The 16623-nt window shown below is 35.2% G+C and carries 16 protein-coding genes; 6 read left to right on the top strand and 10 right to left on the bottom strand.

Going from position 1 to position 16623, the window contains the following annotated elements:
- Positions 1-102: 102 nt before the first annotated feature.
- Together AC1RPT_RS04015 and AC1RPT_RS04010 are read right to left on the bottom strand one after the other, a co-directional pair.
- Positions 103-687, bottom strand: coding sequence for a sugar O-acetyltransferase (locus tag AC1RPT_RS04015; protein WP_481761599.1), 585 nt, complete (start codon positions 685-687; stop codon positions 103-105).
- Between the two features lie 157 nt (positions 688-844).
- On the bottom strand, positions 845-1462 hold the full coding sequence (locus AC1RPT_RS04010) for an NAD(P)H-dependent oxidoreductase (RefSeq protein WP_481761600.1): 618 nt from the start codon (positions 1460-1462) through the stop codon (positions 845-847).
- A gap of 188 nt (positions 1463-1650) precedes the next feature.
- On the opposite strand from AC1RPT_RS04010, the gene AC1RPT_RS04005 reads away from it, so the two are divergent.
- Complete coding sequence (locus AC1RPT_RS04005; RefSeq protein ID WP_481761601.1) at positions 1651-2169, top strand: TetR/AcrR family transcriptional regulator; 519 nt, start codon at positions 1651-1653, stop codon at positions 2167-2169.
- A gap of 65 nt (positions 2170-2234) precedes the next feature.
- Here the strand turns inward: AC1RPT_RS04005 and AC1RPT_RS04000 are convergent, their stop codons facing one another.
- From AC1RPT_RS04000 to AC1RPT_RS03985, 4 genes are all read right to left on the bottom strand, one after another.
- Complete coding sequence (locus AC1RPT_RS04000; RefSeq protein ID WP_409022043.1) at positions 2235-2378, bottom strand: hypothetical protein; 144 nt, start codon at positions 2376-2378, stop codon at positions 2235-2237.
- Between the two features lie 236 nt (positions 2379-2614).
- A complete protein-coding gene (abc-f, locus tag AC1RPT_RS03995) occupies positions 2615-4075 on the bottom strand; it encodes a ribosomal protection-like ABC-F family protein (RefSeq protein ID WP_481762188.1) in 1461 nt (486 codons plus the stop codon).
- A 312-nt stretch (positions 4076-4387) separates the two neighbouring features.
- Positions 4388-5347, bottom strand: coding sequence for a beta-galactosidase small subunit (locus AC1RPT_RS03990; RefSeq protein WP_481761602.1), 960 nt, complete (start codon positions 5345-5347; stop codon positions 4388-4390).
- Complete coding sequence (locus AC1RPT_RS03985; RefSeq protein WP_481761603.1) at positions 5331-7208, bottom strand: glycoside hydrolase family 2 TIM barrel-domain containing protein; 1878 nt, start codon at positions 7206-7208, stop codon at positions 5331-5333. The genes AC1RPT_RS03990 and AC1RPT_RS03985 overlap by 17 nt, the downstream gene beginning before the upstream one ends.
- 606 nt (positions 7209-7814) lie before the next feature.
- Between AC1RPT_RS03985 and AC1RPT_RS03980 the strand changes: the two genes are divergently transcribed.
- The gene (locus AC1RPT_RS03980) at positions 7815-9059 is read left to right on the top strand and encodes an ISL3 family transposase (RefSeq protein WP_481762816.1); all 1245 of its coding nucleotides are present in this window, start codon (positions 7815-7817) and stop codon (positions 9057-9059) included.
- A gap of 229 nt (positions 9060-9288) precedes the next feature.
- On the opposite strand, the gene AC1RPT_RS03975 is transcribed toward AC1RPT_RS03980, so the two are convergent.
- A complete protein-coding gene (locus AC1RPT_RS03975; protein ID WP_481761605.1) occupies positions 9289-9597 on the bottom strand; it encodes a helix-turn-helix domain-containing protein in 309 nt (102 codons plus the stop codon).
- Between the two features lie 233 nt (positions 9598-9830).
- Between AC1RPT_RS03975 and AC1RPT_RS03970 the strand changes: the two genes are divergently transcribed.
- The 4 genes from AC1RPT_RS03970 to AC1RPT_RS03955 are packed head-to-tail and all read left to right on the top strand — an operon-like array spanning position 9831 to position 14233.
- Positions 9831-10400: a hypothetical protein gene (locus tag AC1RPT_RS03970; RefSeq protein WP_481761606.1), complete on the top strand. Its 570-nt coding sequence runs from the start codon at positions 9831-9833 to the stop codon at positions 10398-10400.
- A 36-nt stretch (positions 10401-10436) separates the two neighbouring features.
- Positions 10437-10802: a hypothetical protein gene (locus tag AC1RPT_RS03965; RefSeq protein WP_481761607.1), complete on the top strand. Its 366-nt coding sequence runs from the start codon at positions 10437-10439 to the stop codon at positions 10800-10802.
- Between the two features lie 31 nt (positions 10803-10833).
- On the top strand, positions 10834-13515 hold the full coding sequence (locus tag AC1RPT_RS03960) for an SEC10/PgrA surface exclusion domain-containing protein (RefSeq protein ID WP_481761608.1): 2682 nt from the start codon (positions 10834-10836) through the stop codon (positions 13513-13515).
- Positions 13516-13540: 25 nt separating this feature from the next.
- Entirely contained in the window at positions 13541-14233 is a 693-nt protein-coding gene (locus AC1RPT_RS03955) for a DUF6287 domain-containing protein (RefSeq protein WP_481761609.1), read from the top strand.
- A gap of 561 nt (positions 14234-14794) precedes the next feature.
- Here the strand turns inward: AC1RPT_RS03955 and rpsI are convergent.
- From rpsI to truA, 3 genes are all read right to left on the bottom strand, one after another.
- On the bottom strand, positions 14795-15187 hold the full coding sequence (gene rpsI, locus AC1RPT_RS03950) for a 30S ribosomal protein S9 (protein ID WP_409022038.1): 393 nt from the start codon (positions 15185-15187) through the stop codon (positions 14795-14797).
- Between the two features lie 13 nt (positions 15188-15200).
- Entirely contained in the window at positions 15201-15644 is a 444-nt protein-coding gene (rplM, locus tag AC1RPT_RS03945; RefSeq protein ID WP_057974611.1) for a 50S ribosomal protein L13, read from the bottom strand.
- A gap of 202 nt (positions 15645-15846) precedes the next feature.
- The gene (truA, locus tag AC1RPT_RS03940) at positions 15847-16611 is read right to left on the bottom strand and encodes a tRNA pseudouridine(38-40) synthase TruA (protein WP_409022037.1); all 765 of its coding nucleotides are present in this window, start codon (positions 16609-16611) and stop codon (positions 15847-15849) included.
- Positions 16612-16623 lie beyond the last annotated feature (12 nt).

Here is a 16623-nt window from a genome sequence, read left to right as displayed (position 1 = left end):
CTACAACCTAATTTAGGTTTCTTTAATTTAGCTGATTATCTAATACTAGGCAAAAATGCTAAAATAGCCTGCTCATTCCTCTCACCTAATATAAAAATTTTCTTATTTTAATGGCTCTAATTGTTTGATAACTTTGGCGGGCACGCCGCCCACTACTGTATTGTCAGGAACATCTTTTGTCACCACTGCACCAGCTGCTACAATCACATTATCCCCAATATGAACGCCACCAATAATCGTGACATTTCCACCTATCCACACATCGTTTCCAATTGTAATTGGTTTAGTATAAGTAATTAAATAACGACTACCATCTTGTCTTTTTCCAAAACGTTTTGTTGCATCTAATGCATGTTCACCACAATATAACTTCGTGTCTGGCGCGACAATGACACGATCTCCTAATGTGATTTTGTTTGAATCTTGAAATGTACAATTACCGTTAATAAAAACATCATCACCAACAGTGATATGTTTACCATAAACTGTATTAAATTGACCATTAATAACGAGTCCTTCCCCAGATTTCCCTAACAACTCGTGAATTGCTGTTGCTCTTTTCTCTAGGTCAGTTGTCGTATTGATTATAGTGACTAATTCTTTACCCGCCGCAATCATACCCTGTAATTCTGGGTCGCGATAATCATAATCTTGACCTGCCAATAATTTTTCATGTTCTGTCATCATTTTGCCCCTCCATTCACTATTTGACGCCCTTTTCTTCCTTAATAATTCAATTGTATTATACTACTTAAATTAACTGAACTAAATTCAAAAGATTCGGTTCTAGTGATATTAAAAAAGAGCCAACCTAATTGTATTTACCCAATCAGGTTGAACCCTCTTACTTCACAATATTATTTTCAAACTTCTTCAACAACTGTTGTCGTTTTTCAAGTTTCATTCCTTGAACTGCAGCAAAGTTAAACCATTTCAACTGGTTAAACCCCATCTTCCGGAATGTTCCCCTAAATACCATTTTAGTCACAGGATTTCCAAAGATAGTTCGATAAATCCAACCTGGTGTTGACATAGTTGTAACCATTTTAACTTTCTTTAAATGAACCATCTCATTTTTAAATAATTTTTTATTTTCCTGCTCTGTATAAAGAATCCCTTTAGCAATAACTTTGTCAAAGAATCCCTTCATCATAGCTGGCATAGATTCCCACCAGATTGGAAAAATAAAGACAAGCTCATCTGCAGCCATGAGGCGTTCTTGATAATTCGCCGTCATAGAATCCGTTGGTATCTTCTTACGCCAAGATATTAGGTCTTCTTGGTGCATTACAGGATCAAACCCATCTTTATGCAAATCAATTACGTCCACAATACAGCCCTCTTTTTCATACGCTGCTTTAGCACTAACTAGTAATGCCGCTGAATAACTCCTATTGTGCAATTCATTGTATCCAGCGTCTGCAGTGTAGGGATGATCAAATATAATACAAATTTTTTTCATGTTCAATAACCTCTTTTAATTAGTTTAATAAATTTTCCGACTTTAATGACTTTATATAAAATACTTCAAGTGTCATTTATCTTTCTTGCTATAAGTGTTACATTTGTTACACTTATATTAATCATTTATCGCGTGATTTACAAGATACAAAATCGTGTTATTTGTTACACTTCAAGGAGATATAAAAAATGACGGAAAATAACCAAGCAAAATTAAGTAAAAATTTGATTATTGATTCTTTAATTGACTTATTAAAAATAAAATCTTATCAAGAAATCACAATAACTGAAATCACAAAAAAAGCCGGAGTTGCCCGGCTGACTTTCTATCGTAATTTTGAAAATAAGGACGCGATTTTACTAACTCGGTCCGATTACTTATTTGACCAGTTTTACGCCGAACTCAAGTCCAATCAAACAGAAATTAGTTTGAAAAACATTTTCAAGCTAGCTTTTAACTATTGGCATAATGATTCTGAATTTATGGATATCCTAATTAAAAATGATATTGTTTATTTATTGGAAGATTCTTTTTATACTTATTTTGAAAAGATTCTTAAAGATACGCCTAGTATCAGTCGGCTAAATAATACTCAAAAAACGTTCATTCTTGGTGGCGTTCTACGAACGATGTTGCAATGGATTAGTAGTGGTAGTCCTGCTACAGCTGAAGAAGTTACTGCAGATATATTGGAATTGATTCAGTAAAAGTATGCTAGATTTTAATGATTAAAAAAATAGCCCAGATATTTATCTGAGCTAAGTCTAAACCTCTATTTAAAAATCTTAGGACCCTTACGCATTTTAGTACGATCATTTCTAGCAGTAGCCTTCTTATTGAAGTTTCCGCCATCAGTTTGTTTCTTTTTGATAATTTCTAGCATTTTATCTCTATCAGTCTTTGCTTTATCAGCCATTAATGTTTCCTCCTTGCTCTATTAATTAACAATTTCTTTCAAAGTTAAAGATTCATATTATGAATACATGCCTTCAAATAAAGTTGATCTTTTATTATTCAACTTACGTCGATTTTAATTCTGTATGCCCCGCTAATCAGTATACAGTTAAAATAACTATGCTCTTAACAGTATATCATTACGACTATCTTGATATCAATAGACGTATAAATTGGATGCCTTTAATTAACCATTCACTAATAATGTTCAATCTCAACGAATTTTGTTCCAACCTTTTCAACGAATTCTTTATCATGATCAATGATTAACATCGGTGGTTGAAAAGCCAGAATAACATCTTGAATTTGTTGACGCGTGATAACATCTAGATAATTAAGTGGCTCATCCCAAATATATATATTTGCTGGTTCAACCAACGAACGACTCAAAGCCACTTTTCTCTTTTGGCCCATGCTCATTTGACTGATATCTTTATCAAATTCATAACGTTCAAAACCAAGTTTTCTTAATGTATCCAACATTAAAGAATAAGAAACATTTTTTTCTGCAGCGAATTCTTGTAAAGAACCAGATAAACCATCAAAATTTTGCGGTAACCAGCTCACTTTTAAAGGTGTTGCAAATTTGTATTGCCCTTGATACTTTAATTGACCTAGTATAGCAGCGATAACGCTCGATTTACCAGAACCATTTTCACCCTGAAGAATAACGCGCTCTCCCATCTTTAATTTAAAATCTACCGGTTTATTTACCGGCAATTGTTTACGAAATGCTGATAAGCCAATTACCTCTAGTAAAGTCTTATCTGACACTAATTTTTCAAAATTCAACGTTAAAAGATCTGCCACATCAATATTCTTAAGTAAAGATTTTTTCTCTTCTACTGCTTTATCGGCACGTTTTTTAATACTTAGTACCCGTTTCATAGATTTAGCTGCCTTGTGGCTAATAAATCCTCTGTCTGTCGCACCAGATACTTTCGCCTCAGTCTGATTAGCCCAACCCGATTTTTTCCGTGAAGCACCTTCTAATCGTTTAATATCATGTTGTAATTTTTCTTTTTCATTATATTCCCAATTATTTCGTGACGTATTTTCGTCAGCCCACGTATTATAATTACCCTTAAATTGACTGATTTTAGCGCGATCAATTGAAATAACATGATCAATAATATTATTTAAAAAATAACGATCATGACTGATTAAAATAAATCCTTGTTTTTGTCTTAGATAATCAGAAATAATTTTTCGACCGTTTTCATCTAAATGATTAGTCGGTTCATCTATTAATTGAAATTTACCTTCGCCAACAAATAAGCTGGCTAATAATATCTTAGTTTGCTGTCCTGGACTTAATTGATTAAATGGTTCCGTCAATAATTTTTCAGATAGTCCAAGTTTATCTAATTCGATTAAAATTTGCCACTGATCATAGTCTTGTAAGTCTGTGATACTCTTGATAACCAGCCACACTGACTCTTCTGGTTTAACAACTGTTTGAGGAAAATACTGAAATTCTAAATCTGTTCTAATCTTTCCTTGGTACTGTAATTGATTTTGTAAAATTCTAAATAAAGTCGTTTTTCCGCGACCATTTCTACCAATTAGACCTAACTTCCAGCTGGCATCTAATTGTAAATCAACATTTTTAAAAATTGGTGCTAATTGTCCATCATATTGAAAACTTAATTGTTTAATTTGTATTGTTCCTATAGTAATTACCTCATTTCTTTGTGAGGTCGACCGCTAAACTATCCATTTGATTCTACAAAAAAAGAGCATACAGTTATATGCTCTTCAATCGTTATCCATCAAAAAAAGTGGTTCTTTCAGATGTGAAAAAGAATTGATATTGCAAACCGTTTGAATAGTCAACATGCATAAAAAGACACACTTCGTCCCTTGTTTAGTCGACAGTTATTCGATTAACGATTTGTATTTACCAATGCACTTCACACTCCCTGTTTATTAATTATTTACAGTCTACTATAGTTATGGTAGATAGGCAAATTAATCAAATGTGATATTAAATTGGTAAGCAATATCCTTCATCGCATCAATTTGATAGTCATCCTCAACATCACTACCCCAACTATCAATACCACCAACACCTCGAACGGCGCCTAGAATCGATAAAACGGTACGATGTTCCGCTGGTAATTCGCTATGATGTGTCGCATTTTCTAATTCTTCAGCTGTATAAGGTAAACAACTAAACGCAATTGGTTGATCAACCGCACTGAATGTTAAACCCGTTTCAGAAGCCTGTTGCATACGATTATCCAGAACAGACTGTCGATAAACAGTTACCCAATCATTTTGCATATGCACACCACAATCTTGCGGAACTAAGTATGGTGTCACTGGTAACCCTTGAACTTCATATCGGCCTGGAATTCCTCCGGCCATTCTATCTGGATAAGTTTCTCCTGATAATCCTTGGTAACAAAAACGAGTCGCTGGTGTGGGCATAATAAATCGCAACCCAAAAACAGGTAATGAGGGTAATCCAGCTTTTCCTTGGTATGAAACTGCAACATTCATTTTTCCGGTTGCTTCAACAGTATAAGTGACCGTCACTTGCGTTTGCGGCACAGTCAGTGTGTTATAGATATAACTTATAGCCACTTTTTCAGCGACTTCATGGTTAGTGTAACGATTATTTTCTGGTGCAATCGGTAACGCAATTGGTTTACCATTAATAGCAACTTTAACTGATTGACAATTACTGAATTGATCAGCGGCCAACCACATCCCTGACTTTACTGGAAACTGACTCCCCTGATCGTTATCCGTTGTTGCACGCCAAAAAGTCGGTTTTGGTGAGCGATAAAGCCACTCTTTACCTTGAATTCTAAAAGATTCTGGGCCACCCGTTTGATAGGAGAAAATATAATGAAAATCATTTCCTTTTAAACCGAGTGTGACATCTCCGTAAATGACAGTTAACTGCTTATTTATCTGTGCCATAATAGTATTTTACCTCCTGCATTGCTGGTTTTTCATTACGTGTGGCAAAAACGAGTCCATCACCCGAAAATGCATAATCAGATGGTCGATCATCAAAATCGCCACCATAACGCAACTCATTTTGACCTGTGACGGGATCTTCAACTAACAATGCTTGATCGATAAAGTCCCAGATGAAACCACCTTGATAGGATTCATATTGTTGTAATAAATCAATATATGATTTCATCCCGCCCAATGAATTACCCATATCATGCATATACTCACACAAGATAAATGGTTTTTGTGGTGAATTTTCTAGATAGTCTTTAATTTCGGCTGGTGTTGCATACATCCGACTTTCAACATCTGAAATGACATCTTTGTATTCAGGCGCACGGAAAACACCTTCATAATGAACTAAACGTGTCGAATCTTTTTGTTTATAGTACTCATTCATTTTCGCTAAGACACTGCCGGCGTATGATTCGTTACCCAATGACCAAAATAAAACTGAGGGATGATTTTTAAATAACTCAAAATTACTTTTAGCGCGGTCTAAAACGGCTGCTTCCCATTGATCCGATGAGCCGGGCACATTCCAAGAAGGCTCAACTTCACCCATTTTCTGCCAAGAACCATGTGATTCTAAGTTGGTTTCAGCCATCATATAAATACCAGCCTGATCACAACGATTGTAAAAAGATAATCGATCTGGATAATGTGACGTCCGAACTGCGTTAATATTGTTACGTTGCATACAGTCAACATCCCAAGCTTCATCATTATCTGAAATGGTTCTTCCTGATTTAGGGTTCCACTCATGACGATTAACACCATTGATAATTAATCGTTCACCATTTAATAACATCACGCGATTCTTAATTTCAATTTTGCGAAAACCAACTGGTTGTTGGATAATTTCAATTAATTGCCCATCAGCATCTAAAATTTCTAATTGTAATGTATATAAATAAGGCCGGTCATTCTGCCAAGCAGTCACTGGTTGTGCTAAATTGTAGTGTTTTTCGACATCTGACCCACTCATTAATTCATCGCTAAATAACACCGCATCTTGGTCTTTGAATGTGACACGGACACGTTGTTCTGCCCCACTAAAATGAAGTTGTAAATCTACTTGTCCTGTTTTTTGTCCACTATCGTAATCAGGAATCACCCAAAAATCATCTAAATGTGTTGCAGGTTGTGCTAACAGTGTCACATCACGAAAAATTCCGAAGAAACGGAAAAAGTCTTGGTCTTCAATGAAGGCTGCAGAACTTCGTTTATGCACTTCAACTGCCAAACAATTATCCTTATCTTTTAAATAAGGTGTCAGGTCAAATTCGCTTGGTGTAAAACTATCTTCTGCGTATCCTAGAAAATGTCCATTCAACCAGACGTACATTGCCTGTTCAACACCTTCAAAACGGATAATAACGCGTTTATTTTGAAGAGTTGGTTCCAAGTCAAAATGGTTTAAATATGAACCTACTGGATTATATTCTGCATCACTAAACATTCCAGCATACTGATTTAAATCAGTATCTGAAAAAGCAGGTCGTCTATATTCATGTCCTTCCCAAGGATACATCGTATTAATATAATGTAATTGCTCATATCCTGATAATTCAATATGCTGTGGTACTGGAATTGTGTCAAATTGTTCTGCATCAAAGTCAGTCTGATAGAAATTTTTTGGTCGACTTGCTGCATTAGTGCTGTAACTAAATTTCCAAGTTCCATTCAAAGATTGTTCAAATGAACTTTTTTGTTGTAACATTTCTGCTTGAGTTGCATAGTACTTATGATCACTGTGAGCTGGTACCTGTCCAACACGAAAAACGGTTGGTGTATCTAGCCATTCAATTTCTGGTGTCATCTGTTTGCCTCCGTTTTATATAAAAGCGTTTTCATAATTAAGTATATGTTTTCTTTTGGAGGTTGTCAAAAAGCATTATAAAATTGAGACAATAAAAAAAATTAGATTTAAGTGAAAATACGGTAATCTCATTTTTATTTTGTGTAAAATTGATTAACTTCTTCCTTTGGGCCTTTTAATTGATTTTTGCAGTAAGTTTCAGTATCGATTGCTGTATTAATCCTTCTGCAAAAATGAAAAAATGTAAAGGGAGGAGAAATCGTTTATATACCCTTTACTTTTCTTTGTGTTTTAGCTAGGTTATTATCAGTAGTTGCTCCCAAAACCCAACGAATATTCCAAATAGAAGGAAATATCTTTAAATTTTAAATACAATAAAAAGGCTCTGTACTATCTGTTGTTGGGACTAGTGTAAAAACTATTACTGATGACAGTTTTTTTGTATAATAACAAAAAAAAGCCAAAAGTCATAAGACTTTTGGTTACGAGTTCATCCATGTTCATTATCCCTCAACCACCACAGATGAATTAATAAGAAAGATGGAACTCTCCGCATGCCTAATCATACTAAATTTTGGCTTAAAATAAAAGACAGTAGTCTAACGATTGTTGATTATCAGTCTTCTAATGACGGTGTCACTCGATTTAACCGTGTTCTTGATTACCAGCCGAAGGGATTGTCCAAATTGTGATATTAAAAACGAAGGACAGATTATCAGGTATAGTTGGCGTCAAACACCCATACGCTACCCTAAATTTTTTGGTAAATGTATCATTTTATCACTCAAACGAAGATACTTTAGCTGTCATGAGCGGCAGTCATACTTCCTTGTCCAAACAAGTGTGGTTCCTAAAAATTGTACGATTTCCAATCTATCTAAACAGCTCTGTTTAACTAAATTAGCGGAATCCGTTTCTTTAACTCATATTGCTAATGAAATTTCGAATCCTGATTCCTTTGTAGGTCGTATTTTAATGACCTTTGAACGTGATTTTAAACCTAATTATAAATTTTTACCTAAAGTACTCCTACTTGACGAAGTCAAGAGTACCAAATCAGCTACAGATGCCATGAGTTTTGAATTTATGGATGCTAGTAACCATGAATTAATCAAACTTTTATCTTTTAGAAGATTCTATCAAATAGAACGTTATTTTTATCGTTACTCAGCTGCAGCTAGAAAAAACGTGAAAATTATCGTAACTGATATGAATTATACCTATCCTAAACTAGCCAAAGAAGTCTTTCCTAACGCGATTGTCATCATAGATACCTTTCATATTATCAATTCAGTGAATCGTGGATTCACTAAAACTAGAATTAGACTGATGAAAGAACTTTCAAAATCATCACAAGACTACAAAGCACTAAAACGTTACTGGAAGCTCCTGTTAAAACCTTCTGAAACCTTAGATTTTAAAAATTTCAAGAAATGGACTTATTTCCCATACCTAACAACAGAAACAAATGTCGTTGATCATTTATTAGCGATTCATCCTGAACTAAATAAATCATATGAACTCATGAACCAAATAAGATCAACCATTCGGTTGAAGGACTGGAAATCTTATGATTTTACAGTTAGAAACACCGAAAGGTGTTCTGAAGAAATGCTTAAAAGTATTGAAACGTTGCTTTGTCACCATTCTGAGATTAAAAATAATTTTGGCTATTATTATACTAACGGTCCTTTAGAAGGAATAAACAATAAAATTAAGGTCATTAAACGCGTTGGTTTTGAATTTAGAAATTTTCGTAGATTCCGAACTAGAATATTTTATACACTTAAAATCCATACAAAAAAACACCTCACAAATTGCTTTGTGAAGTGCTTCAAAATATCGATATAAATATATATTAGCGTTTTGAGAATTATCGATTAATACTTCATGGAATCTTATCTATTTGAATCCACTTGTATCAATACTTTACAATATTGAAAAAGGAACAACATTGAATAAAATCCATAATACGAGATAAAATTAACACCATAAAATAGACTAGTCAAGACACCATTAATGGTGTCTTTTTTTATGCTTTACACACTCTCTACCCATTTAATATATGTCTAATCAATTTCTATTTCAAGATTTCCAGTAACGCTTTAGAGATACGCATTCTATCATCTGTGGTCATGCTTTTCAATCTGTTAATTAATTCGGGCGTATAAATGTCGTTAAAATCATTACTCATTAATATATCAGCCAAATTTAATTGTAAGGCATTCAGAACTAGTTCCAACTTTCTTGTACTCGTATCGTCTAATTGTCCTCTTTCGAGTCGAGCCAAATAGCTGGCGGATACGTCCGCCATTTCTGCCAATTCTTCAATTGTAAGTCCTAATTCTTTTCGCTTTTTCCGAATGAAAGTGCCCACAAGTATAATCATAAATCGCTCCTATTTATCCATATGTTTAATGATAAATTAAGTGCGCACACTTTCAAAGCTCTCAGTATACCTATAAAGTTACATAAAAAGGTAGTATTGAGTATATTTTTGAGATAAAATATATCATGTGAAGATAGTGCAAGATATAAATTACTTTTTTGGGGGAGGAGATTTTATAGGGATCGTTTGGTAAAGGTTGGTTAATAATTCGTTCAAAGAAAAGGGAGAAAATTATGAATAAAGAAGAACTTTTAGATTTTTTAATGGCAAAAAGAAGTGTTACAGCGGGAGCTGCAGTTATCCAACAACAAATTCGTGAAGCAGAGGCTAAGATTGAAAAAGGTAAGAAAAAATTTCGAGGAATAATCATCGCATTAGTCGTTTTAATTGTTCTTTTTATGATTACTAGTCAGACAAGTGCGGCGATGCCATTCATCATTGCTGTTATCGCGCTATTTGCTTTTAAATATTTTGTTTATATTATGCCGGGTAATGAATCTAAAACACAAGCCTTAGCAGACTTGGACGCTGAAATGGCAAATGAAGATTATATTGCAGGCAAGCAAGGATTCCCAGAGAAATTCTACAACTATTTCGATATTTTTCGTCTTTGGAAATTAATTGATGAAACTCGGGCACGTGATTTGCAAGAAGCCTTTAACATTTTAGAAACACAACAATTCCAAGAAACTCAACTTTCAATGCAGGAAGAAATGAGAGGCTTACAACAAGATATTGCCTCAAATGCACGCTTGGCAGCTATGTCCTCAACCGTCAGTGCATTTAATTCGTTCAGAAAATAAGATTTATTATATTAAATTTATAAAAATGGAGAAAAAATGTCAAAAAAAGCAAATATTATTACCGGTGTCAGTATAGTAGCTATAGTTATTATTGTGGCTATGTTTATGATGGGCAATTCAAATAAGATGGATGGAAGCTATATTTCCGACATGGGTGGTTCCAAATTTGAGTTGAAGTTTAAAGGAAACACTGTGACTAAAGTTGAAACTGATAAAAAGTCAGACCAAGGTACTTATGAAATTGAAGACGGTAAACTTACCATGAAATTTGATGATTATACAATGAAAGCTAGTTTAGACAAAGATAAAAAAACATTTACACTTAATTCCGTAACTGGTTCACAAATGATGGGCTTCGGATTTTTATTAGAGGGGTTAAAATTTGAACAGGTTGCTAAATAATTATTAATTTATTGGGAGGATATTTTATATTATGAAAAAATCAAACATTACTTTATTATCAAGTGCATTAATCGCTGGAGTTACTGTCGTTGGTGCTACAACAACGGCAAACGCTGCAACAACTACACCCGACTCAACTGAAACAACTCATACTCAAACAGTTCAATCTAACAGTCAAAAATTAGATGACGATATTAAAGACGCTCAAACTGACGTTGATAATGCCAAAGATACAGCTGACAAAGATCAAAGTGCTGCTGATACTTCTAAAGACACAGCCGATGCTTCTAAAGACAATGCTGGTCAAACTGAAGAAAATGCTAATCAATCACAAGAAGATTTAAACAGTGCTGTTGATAATCAACAAAATGCGCAAAATACTGCTGATAACGCAACTGATGAATCTATCAATAACGCTCAAGATGCAGTTGACGAACAAGACAAAACAAATAACCAATTAGGTCAAGACGTTGATAACGCTAAAACAGATGTTGATAAAGGTAAAACAGATGTCGATAATGCTCAAACTGGCGTTGATGAAGCCCAAAAAGGTGCTGACCAATCTGATAAAGATGCTGATAAAGCTCAAGAAAACGTTGATAATGCTCAAAATAACCTTGATGGCAAAGGTTCAGCCGAAGCCGACAAGAATTTAAGCAATGCCAAAGATAACTTGGATCAAGCTCAAACAACTGAAGACAATGCTCAAAAAGGTGCTGACCAAGCTGACAAGAATATTGCTGACGCACAAAACAATGTTAATAACGCTCAAACTGGCGTAACTGATGCTAACAAACAACAAAATGATGCTAAAGCTAAAGCTGACGCTGCTCAAAAAGCTAAAGATACTGCTCAAAAAGCATTAGATGATGCTAAGAAACAACAAGGTAATCATCAAGCTAACCAAAATCACATCAACTTAAGCCAAGACTACATTAATGCCTTAAAGGCTTATTCAGATGCTTCATCAGCTGACGCTAATTATCAAGATGTCATTGACAGTTTAACAGCTGCAACTGAAAAAGAATGGGCATTAAATGGCGGCTACATTTCAAATGACCAAGATAAAACTGTTCATATTAACAACCAATCAGATTTAAACAAATATCTTGATGACTTAAATGAATATGCTAAACAATTATTAAATGAAGTGCGTGACCGTTTTGGTAGCACACAAGTTGAAGTCTCAGAAGGTTCTAAAAAATTAGGTCAATCAATCGGCGATGCTTATACATCTAAGAATAACGATCCTGATGATGGTCATGACAATGCATTAAACAACAGCATTGCTAACGGTATGGGATTAACATACTTAACACAACAAGATATGAATACTATCTTCGATAAATCATCTGAAAATGGTTGGAATCTTAGTCTTGATGCTTTCAAGAAATCTATCTATGATTCAATGAATGCCTTCTTATTCAATGGGGGTGAATGGGGCCATGCCGTAAGTGTTGCTGGCATTATGGCAACATATACACCTGCCAATAACACATGGTTCGGTCTTGGCTTCGGTCAATTTAAACAATCTAACGGTAATATCTTCTTAACAAGTTTCTTTAACTTTGTTGATGACTATGATGTTAACGACGCTTCTAAATTTAGCACTACACCTGTTGAATCTGGAACTGTCAGTCAAGCTCAAATTGATAAATTAGCAAGCGACGTTACTGCTAAAACAGCAACTTCAAAAACTGCTGATGCAGCTCTTGCAGCAGCTAAATCACAAACAGTTAAAGCTAACCAAGCCTTAGCTACAGCTAAAACTGCTTTAGCAACTGCTAAAACAAAACAAGCAACAGCACACACAGCCTTAACTAAAGCACAAAACGATGTTAAAACTGCTACTGTAGCTGTTAAAAATGCACAAACAGTTGTTGATGATTTAAATGCATCAATGCCTCAAAAACAACAAGCTTTAAAAGATGCACAAGCTGCCTTAGCTACAACTAAAACAACACAAGCTCAAAAACACATGACTTTAGACGCAGCTAATGCTAAATTAGTTACTGCTAAAACTGCATTAAAAGATGCAACTGCTAAATTAAGTGCCGCTCAAGCAGCTTTAAAAGCTGGTCAAGACGCACTTGGCGAAAAAACAAATCATTTAGATGACTTAAAGAATGCTGAAGCTAACTTAGTTGACGCAACAAAAGCTGTTGAAGCTGCTAAAAAAGCATACGACGAGGCTGTTAAAGCTGCCGAAGATGCACAAGCTGCTTCCGTTGCTGACGATGCACAATATGCGAAGTTACAAGCAATCGCTGATGCATCTAAGAAAGCTTTAGACGATGCACAAGCTGCATTAGCTAAATTACAACATGAAAAAGACATCGAAGATGCTTTGAACAATGTTGACAAACCATCAACTGGTACTGATAACGATTCTGGTTCACATACTGGTCATGTAACAGGTTCAGACAATGGTTCAGATAAAGGTAACGTAACTGGTTCTGTTGTTGCTAAAGGTAGTGAAACAGCTAAAGACACGACTGACAACAATGGTATTGTTGCACCAAGCAATAATACATCAACATCACGTCTTAAAGCTGCTGATCATTCAGAAATCAATAACGCTAAAATATTAGGTGCTTCGGTATTACCACAAACTGACGAAACTAATTCGTCAGTCGTTTCAGTGATTGGTGCAGCTCTTGTTGGTGCCGTTAGTCTCTTTGGACTTGCAGGAACGCGCCGTCGTAAACACTAATTCGTTATTGTAAGGAGGAATTGAGATGAAGAAGCCTTTACTTGTAATGACTAGTATCGTAATGGTTGCTTTATTAACAGCGTGTGGGCAACAAAAGTCACAGTCTGAGCAAACAAGTCAGCCAAAACAAGTATCCGTGTCAGATAAGAAAAAGGCGCAGTCGTCAAAAAAAGCAGATACAACTAAAAAGACGCATACTAAAGAAGTAAATCAACCAAAAAAAGAATCCGTGTCAGATAAGAAAAAAGCGCAGTCGTCAAAAAAAGTAAATACGATTAAAAAGACGCCTGCCAAAGAAGTAAATCAACCAAAACAGATGAATTTAGATCAAATTCAAGTCAGTGATTACAGCAGTATCGTCGGTCAGTGGCAAATTGTGAAGTTAGAAGCACGGGGACGCGACTTACCACTTGATGATGTTCAGCCGTTAAATATTACTAAAGATAGTCTAGTGTCATCATCTTCGTTTACATTAAATAAAGCTGGCTTAAAAGATCAGAATGGGCTGCATGCGACGAAATTTGAAGTTGCTAATAATATCTTAACCGCCAGCTTAAGTAATGCAAGTGATGTTTCTATTAATTGGTCCGTCATGTTCTATCCCAAAGGGACTAGTCACGAATATGGTGTTAATACTGGTGAAGAAACGAACAAGCAGAATCTGATTGTTGTTTGGTCAAGTAGTAACTCAGTGACCGCGGTTTACAGCCAAAGTTAATATATATATAAATAGAAGGTCTACAATATCTGTTGCCAGTGATAGAAAAATCTATCACTGGCAACAGATTTTTTTGTATGACACTAAAAAGAGTCTCCTATGACAAATAATACTAAGGTTTTACTAAATATGAAATTTGCTGAAAGCACTCCTTAATCCAGCAGTCATCGGAGTTTATGGTACTTTAGATTACCTTCAAAAATGCCTGACACCCCTGCAGAGTTCTCAACATAATCAAATTGTTAGCTACGGATGGCGGGCATCTCTATTAGGCTACTACGTTATTCTAGTGGCCAACTTTAAGAAACTAACAATGAATTGAAACATATTAAACGTAATGCCTACGATTTCAGTAATTTTAGGAAACACATTTTCTTTGTAATGAGGATTATGTACATAAAAAAGGCGTTGTCACAAAGTGACAACACCCTCCATAATATATTCACCAACAATAGTTGCAATAGAACCAAAAATATTCACCAGTGACAACTGCAATATACCAAAAAAAACACCTCACAAATTGCTTTGTGAAGTGCTTCAAAATATCGATATAAATATATATTAACGTTTTGAGAATTGGCTTGCTTTACGAGCTTTCTTAAGACCTGGTTTCTTACGTTCTTTCATACGAGGATCACGAGTAAGTAATCCTGCAGATTTAAGAGCTGCACGGAAATCTGGATCTACTGTAAGTAATGCGCGAGCAATACCATGGCGAACTGCGCCAGCTTGACCTGAGAAGCCACCACCATTAGCGTTAACTAAAACATCATAACTACCTAATGTTTCTGTAGCGTTAAATGGTTGTAAGACTACTTCACGTAAGTTAGCAAATGGAATGTAATCTTCAATTGCTTTGTTGTTGATAGTAATTTTACCAGTACCTGGTACTAAACGTACGCGAGCTACTGAGTTTTTACGACGACCTGTTCCTGAATATACGACTTGAGCCATTTCAATTGCCTCCTTAAATTAAGTTTGTAATATCTAAAGTTTCTGGTTGTTGTGCTTGTTGATCATGTTCTGCACCACGATATACGTGTAATTTCAATGCTTGTTCTTTACCAAGAGTACCTTTTGGAAGCATACCTTTAACAGAGAAAGCAATCAATTTTTCAGGATCGTTGGCACGGAAATCACCAGCAGTACGAGTTTTTAAACCACCTGGATGATCTGTATGATGTTGGTATAATTTTCTGTCAGCTTTGTGACCAGTTAAACCAACCTTTTCTGCATTGATAACAATAACGTTATCACCAGTATCCACATTAGGTGTGAATGTTGGTTTGTTTTTACCGCGTAAGATAGAAGCAACGACAGTTGATAAGCGACCTAAAGAAATATCAGTTGCATCAATAACATACCATTTACGTTCTATTTCGCCTTTTTTTGCTAAATAAGTTGTACGCACGATTGTTTCCTCCGTTTTTTCATGTTGTTTGTTTGACACTCAAATAAGTTTCCGGGGCCTATCAGTGGGGCAAACAATACCATTTATAATATTAACTATTAAAAGTCAATTTGTCAATCTAATTTATGGGCATCCCACAAATAAATAACACCTTTTCAGATTTAAAATTGCCTTAGTATTCATATTGTCAATAACTTCTATATTACCCTAATTCGTCCGGATAATAAACCTTTTTTAAATATAATCCACTCGCCGGAGCTGTTTCTCGAGCTTGTTGTCGATCCTTTACTTCATATAACCGTAAAATATCATGAACCGGACGCCGGCCGTTCCCTATTTCTAGGAGTGTAGCGACTAAAATTCGGACCATATTGTACAGAAAGCCATTTCCATAAAATTCAAAAATAATTTCATGGTTTTCTTTATCTTCTCTCACGGTTGCCTCATAAATCGTCCGAACGTGATCTGTAACCTGGCTACCTGCCGCCACGAAACTAGAAAAATCATGTTCGCCAACTAAATCAGGTAATGCTTCTTCAATTTTGGCGATATCTATCTTGTATTTATAATGACCCGTGTAGAAGCGTTTAAATGGGTCGGTAAATTCACCTTGAGAAACACGATACATATATCGTTTACCATGCGTACTATAGCGTGAATGAAAATCATCACTGACAAGTTCGGCTTTTTTAACTTGAACATCCAGTGGCAATAAACTGTTCAATGCTCTCATCATGCTAGTTTCCGGAATTTCATGCATGAAGTCAAAATGAAAAACCTGTCCTAAGGCATGAACGCCAGCATCTGTTCGGCCTGAACCATAAATTCTAACTGGTACTTCTGATTTACTCATAATTGTTACTGCTTTTTCTAAGACAGATTCAACCGTCCGTTGGTTTGGCTGCCTCTGAAACCCTGCAAAAGCTGCGCCATCATAAGCAACGGTAATTTTAAAACGTACTGACATATTTATTCATCC

This window comes from Dellaglioa sp. CoH-56-MRSF-11 (genome assembly GCF_056782135.1).
This window is presented reverse-complemented; position numbering and strand designations above follow the sequence as displayed.

Coding starts and splice junctions, on each gene's coding strand:
- AC1RPT_RS04015 (WP_481761599.1), bottom strand. CDS start 687: ATGATGACAGAACATGAAAAATTATTGGCAGGTCAAGATTATGATTAT.
- AC1RPT_RS04010 (WP_481761600.1), bottom strand. CDS start 1,462: ATGAAAAAAATTTGTATTATATTTGATCATCCCTACACTGCAGACGCT.
- AC1RPT_RS04005 (WP_481761601.1), top strand. CDS start 1,651: ATGACGGAAAATAACCAAGCAAAATTAAGTAAAAATTTGATTATTGAT.
- AC1RPT_RS04000 (WP_409022043.1), bottom strand. CDS start 2,378: ATGGCTGATAAAGCAAAGACTGATAGAGATAAAATGCTAGAAATTATC.
- AC1RPT_RS03990 (WP_481761602.1), bottom strand. CDS start 5,347: ATGGCACAGATAAATAAGCAGTTAACTGTCATTTACGGAGATGTCACA.
- AC1RPT_RS03985 (WP_481761603.1), bottom strand. CDS start 7,208: ATGACACCAGAAATTGAATGGCTAGATACACCAACCGTTTTTCGTGTT.
- AC1RPT_RS03975 (WP_481761605.1), bottom strand. CDS start 9,597: ATGATTATACTTGTGGGCACTTTCATTCGGAAAAAGCGAAAAGAATTA.
- AC1RPT_RS03970 (WP_481761606.1), top strand. CDS start 9,831: ATGAATAAAGAAGAACTTTTAGATTTTTTAATGGCAAAAAGAAGTGTT.
- AC1RPT_RS03965 (WP_481761607.1), top strand. CDS start 10,437: ATGTCAAAAAAAGCAAATATTATTACCGGTGTCAGTATAGTAGCTATA.
- AC1RPT_RS03960 (WP_481761608.1), top strand. CDS start 10,834: ATGAAAAAATCAAACATTACTTTATTATCAAGTGCATTAATCGCTGGA.
- AC1RPT_RS03955 (WP_481761609.1), top strand. CDS start 13,541: ATGAAGAAGCCTTTACTTGTAATGACTAGTATCGTAATGGTTGCTTTA.
- rpsI (WP_409022038.1), bottom strand. CDS start 15,187: ATGGCTCAAGTCGTATATTCAGGAACAGGTCGTCGTAAAAACTCAGTA.
- truA (WP_409022037.1), bottom strand. CDS start 16,611: ATGTCAGTACGTTTTAAAATTACCGTTGCTTATGATGGCGCAGCTTTT.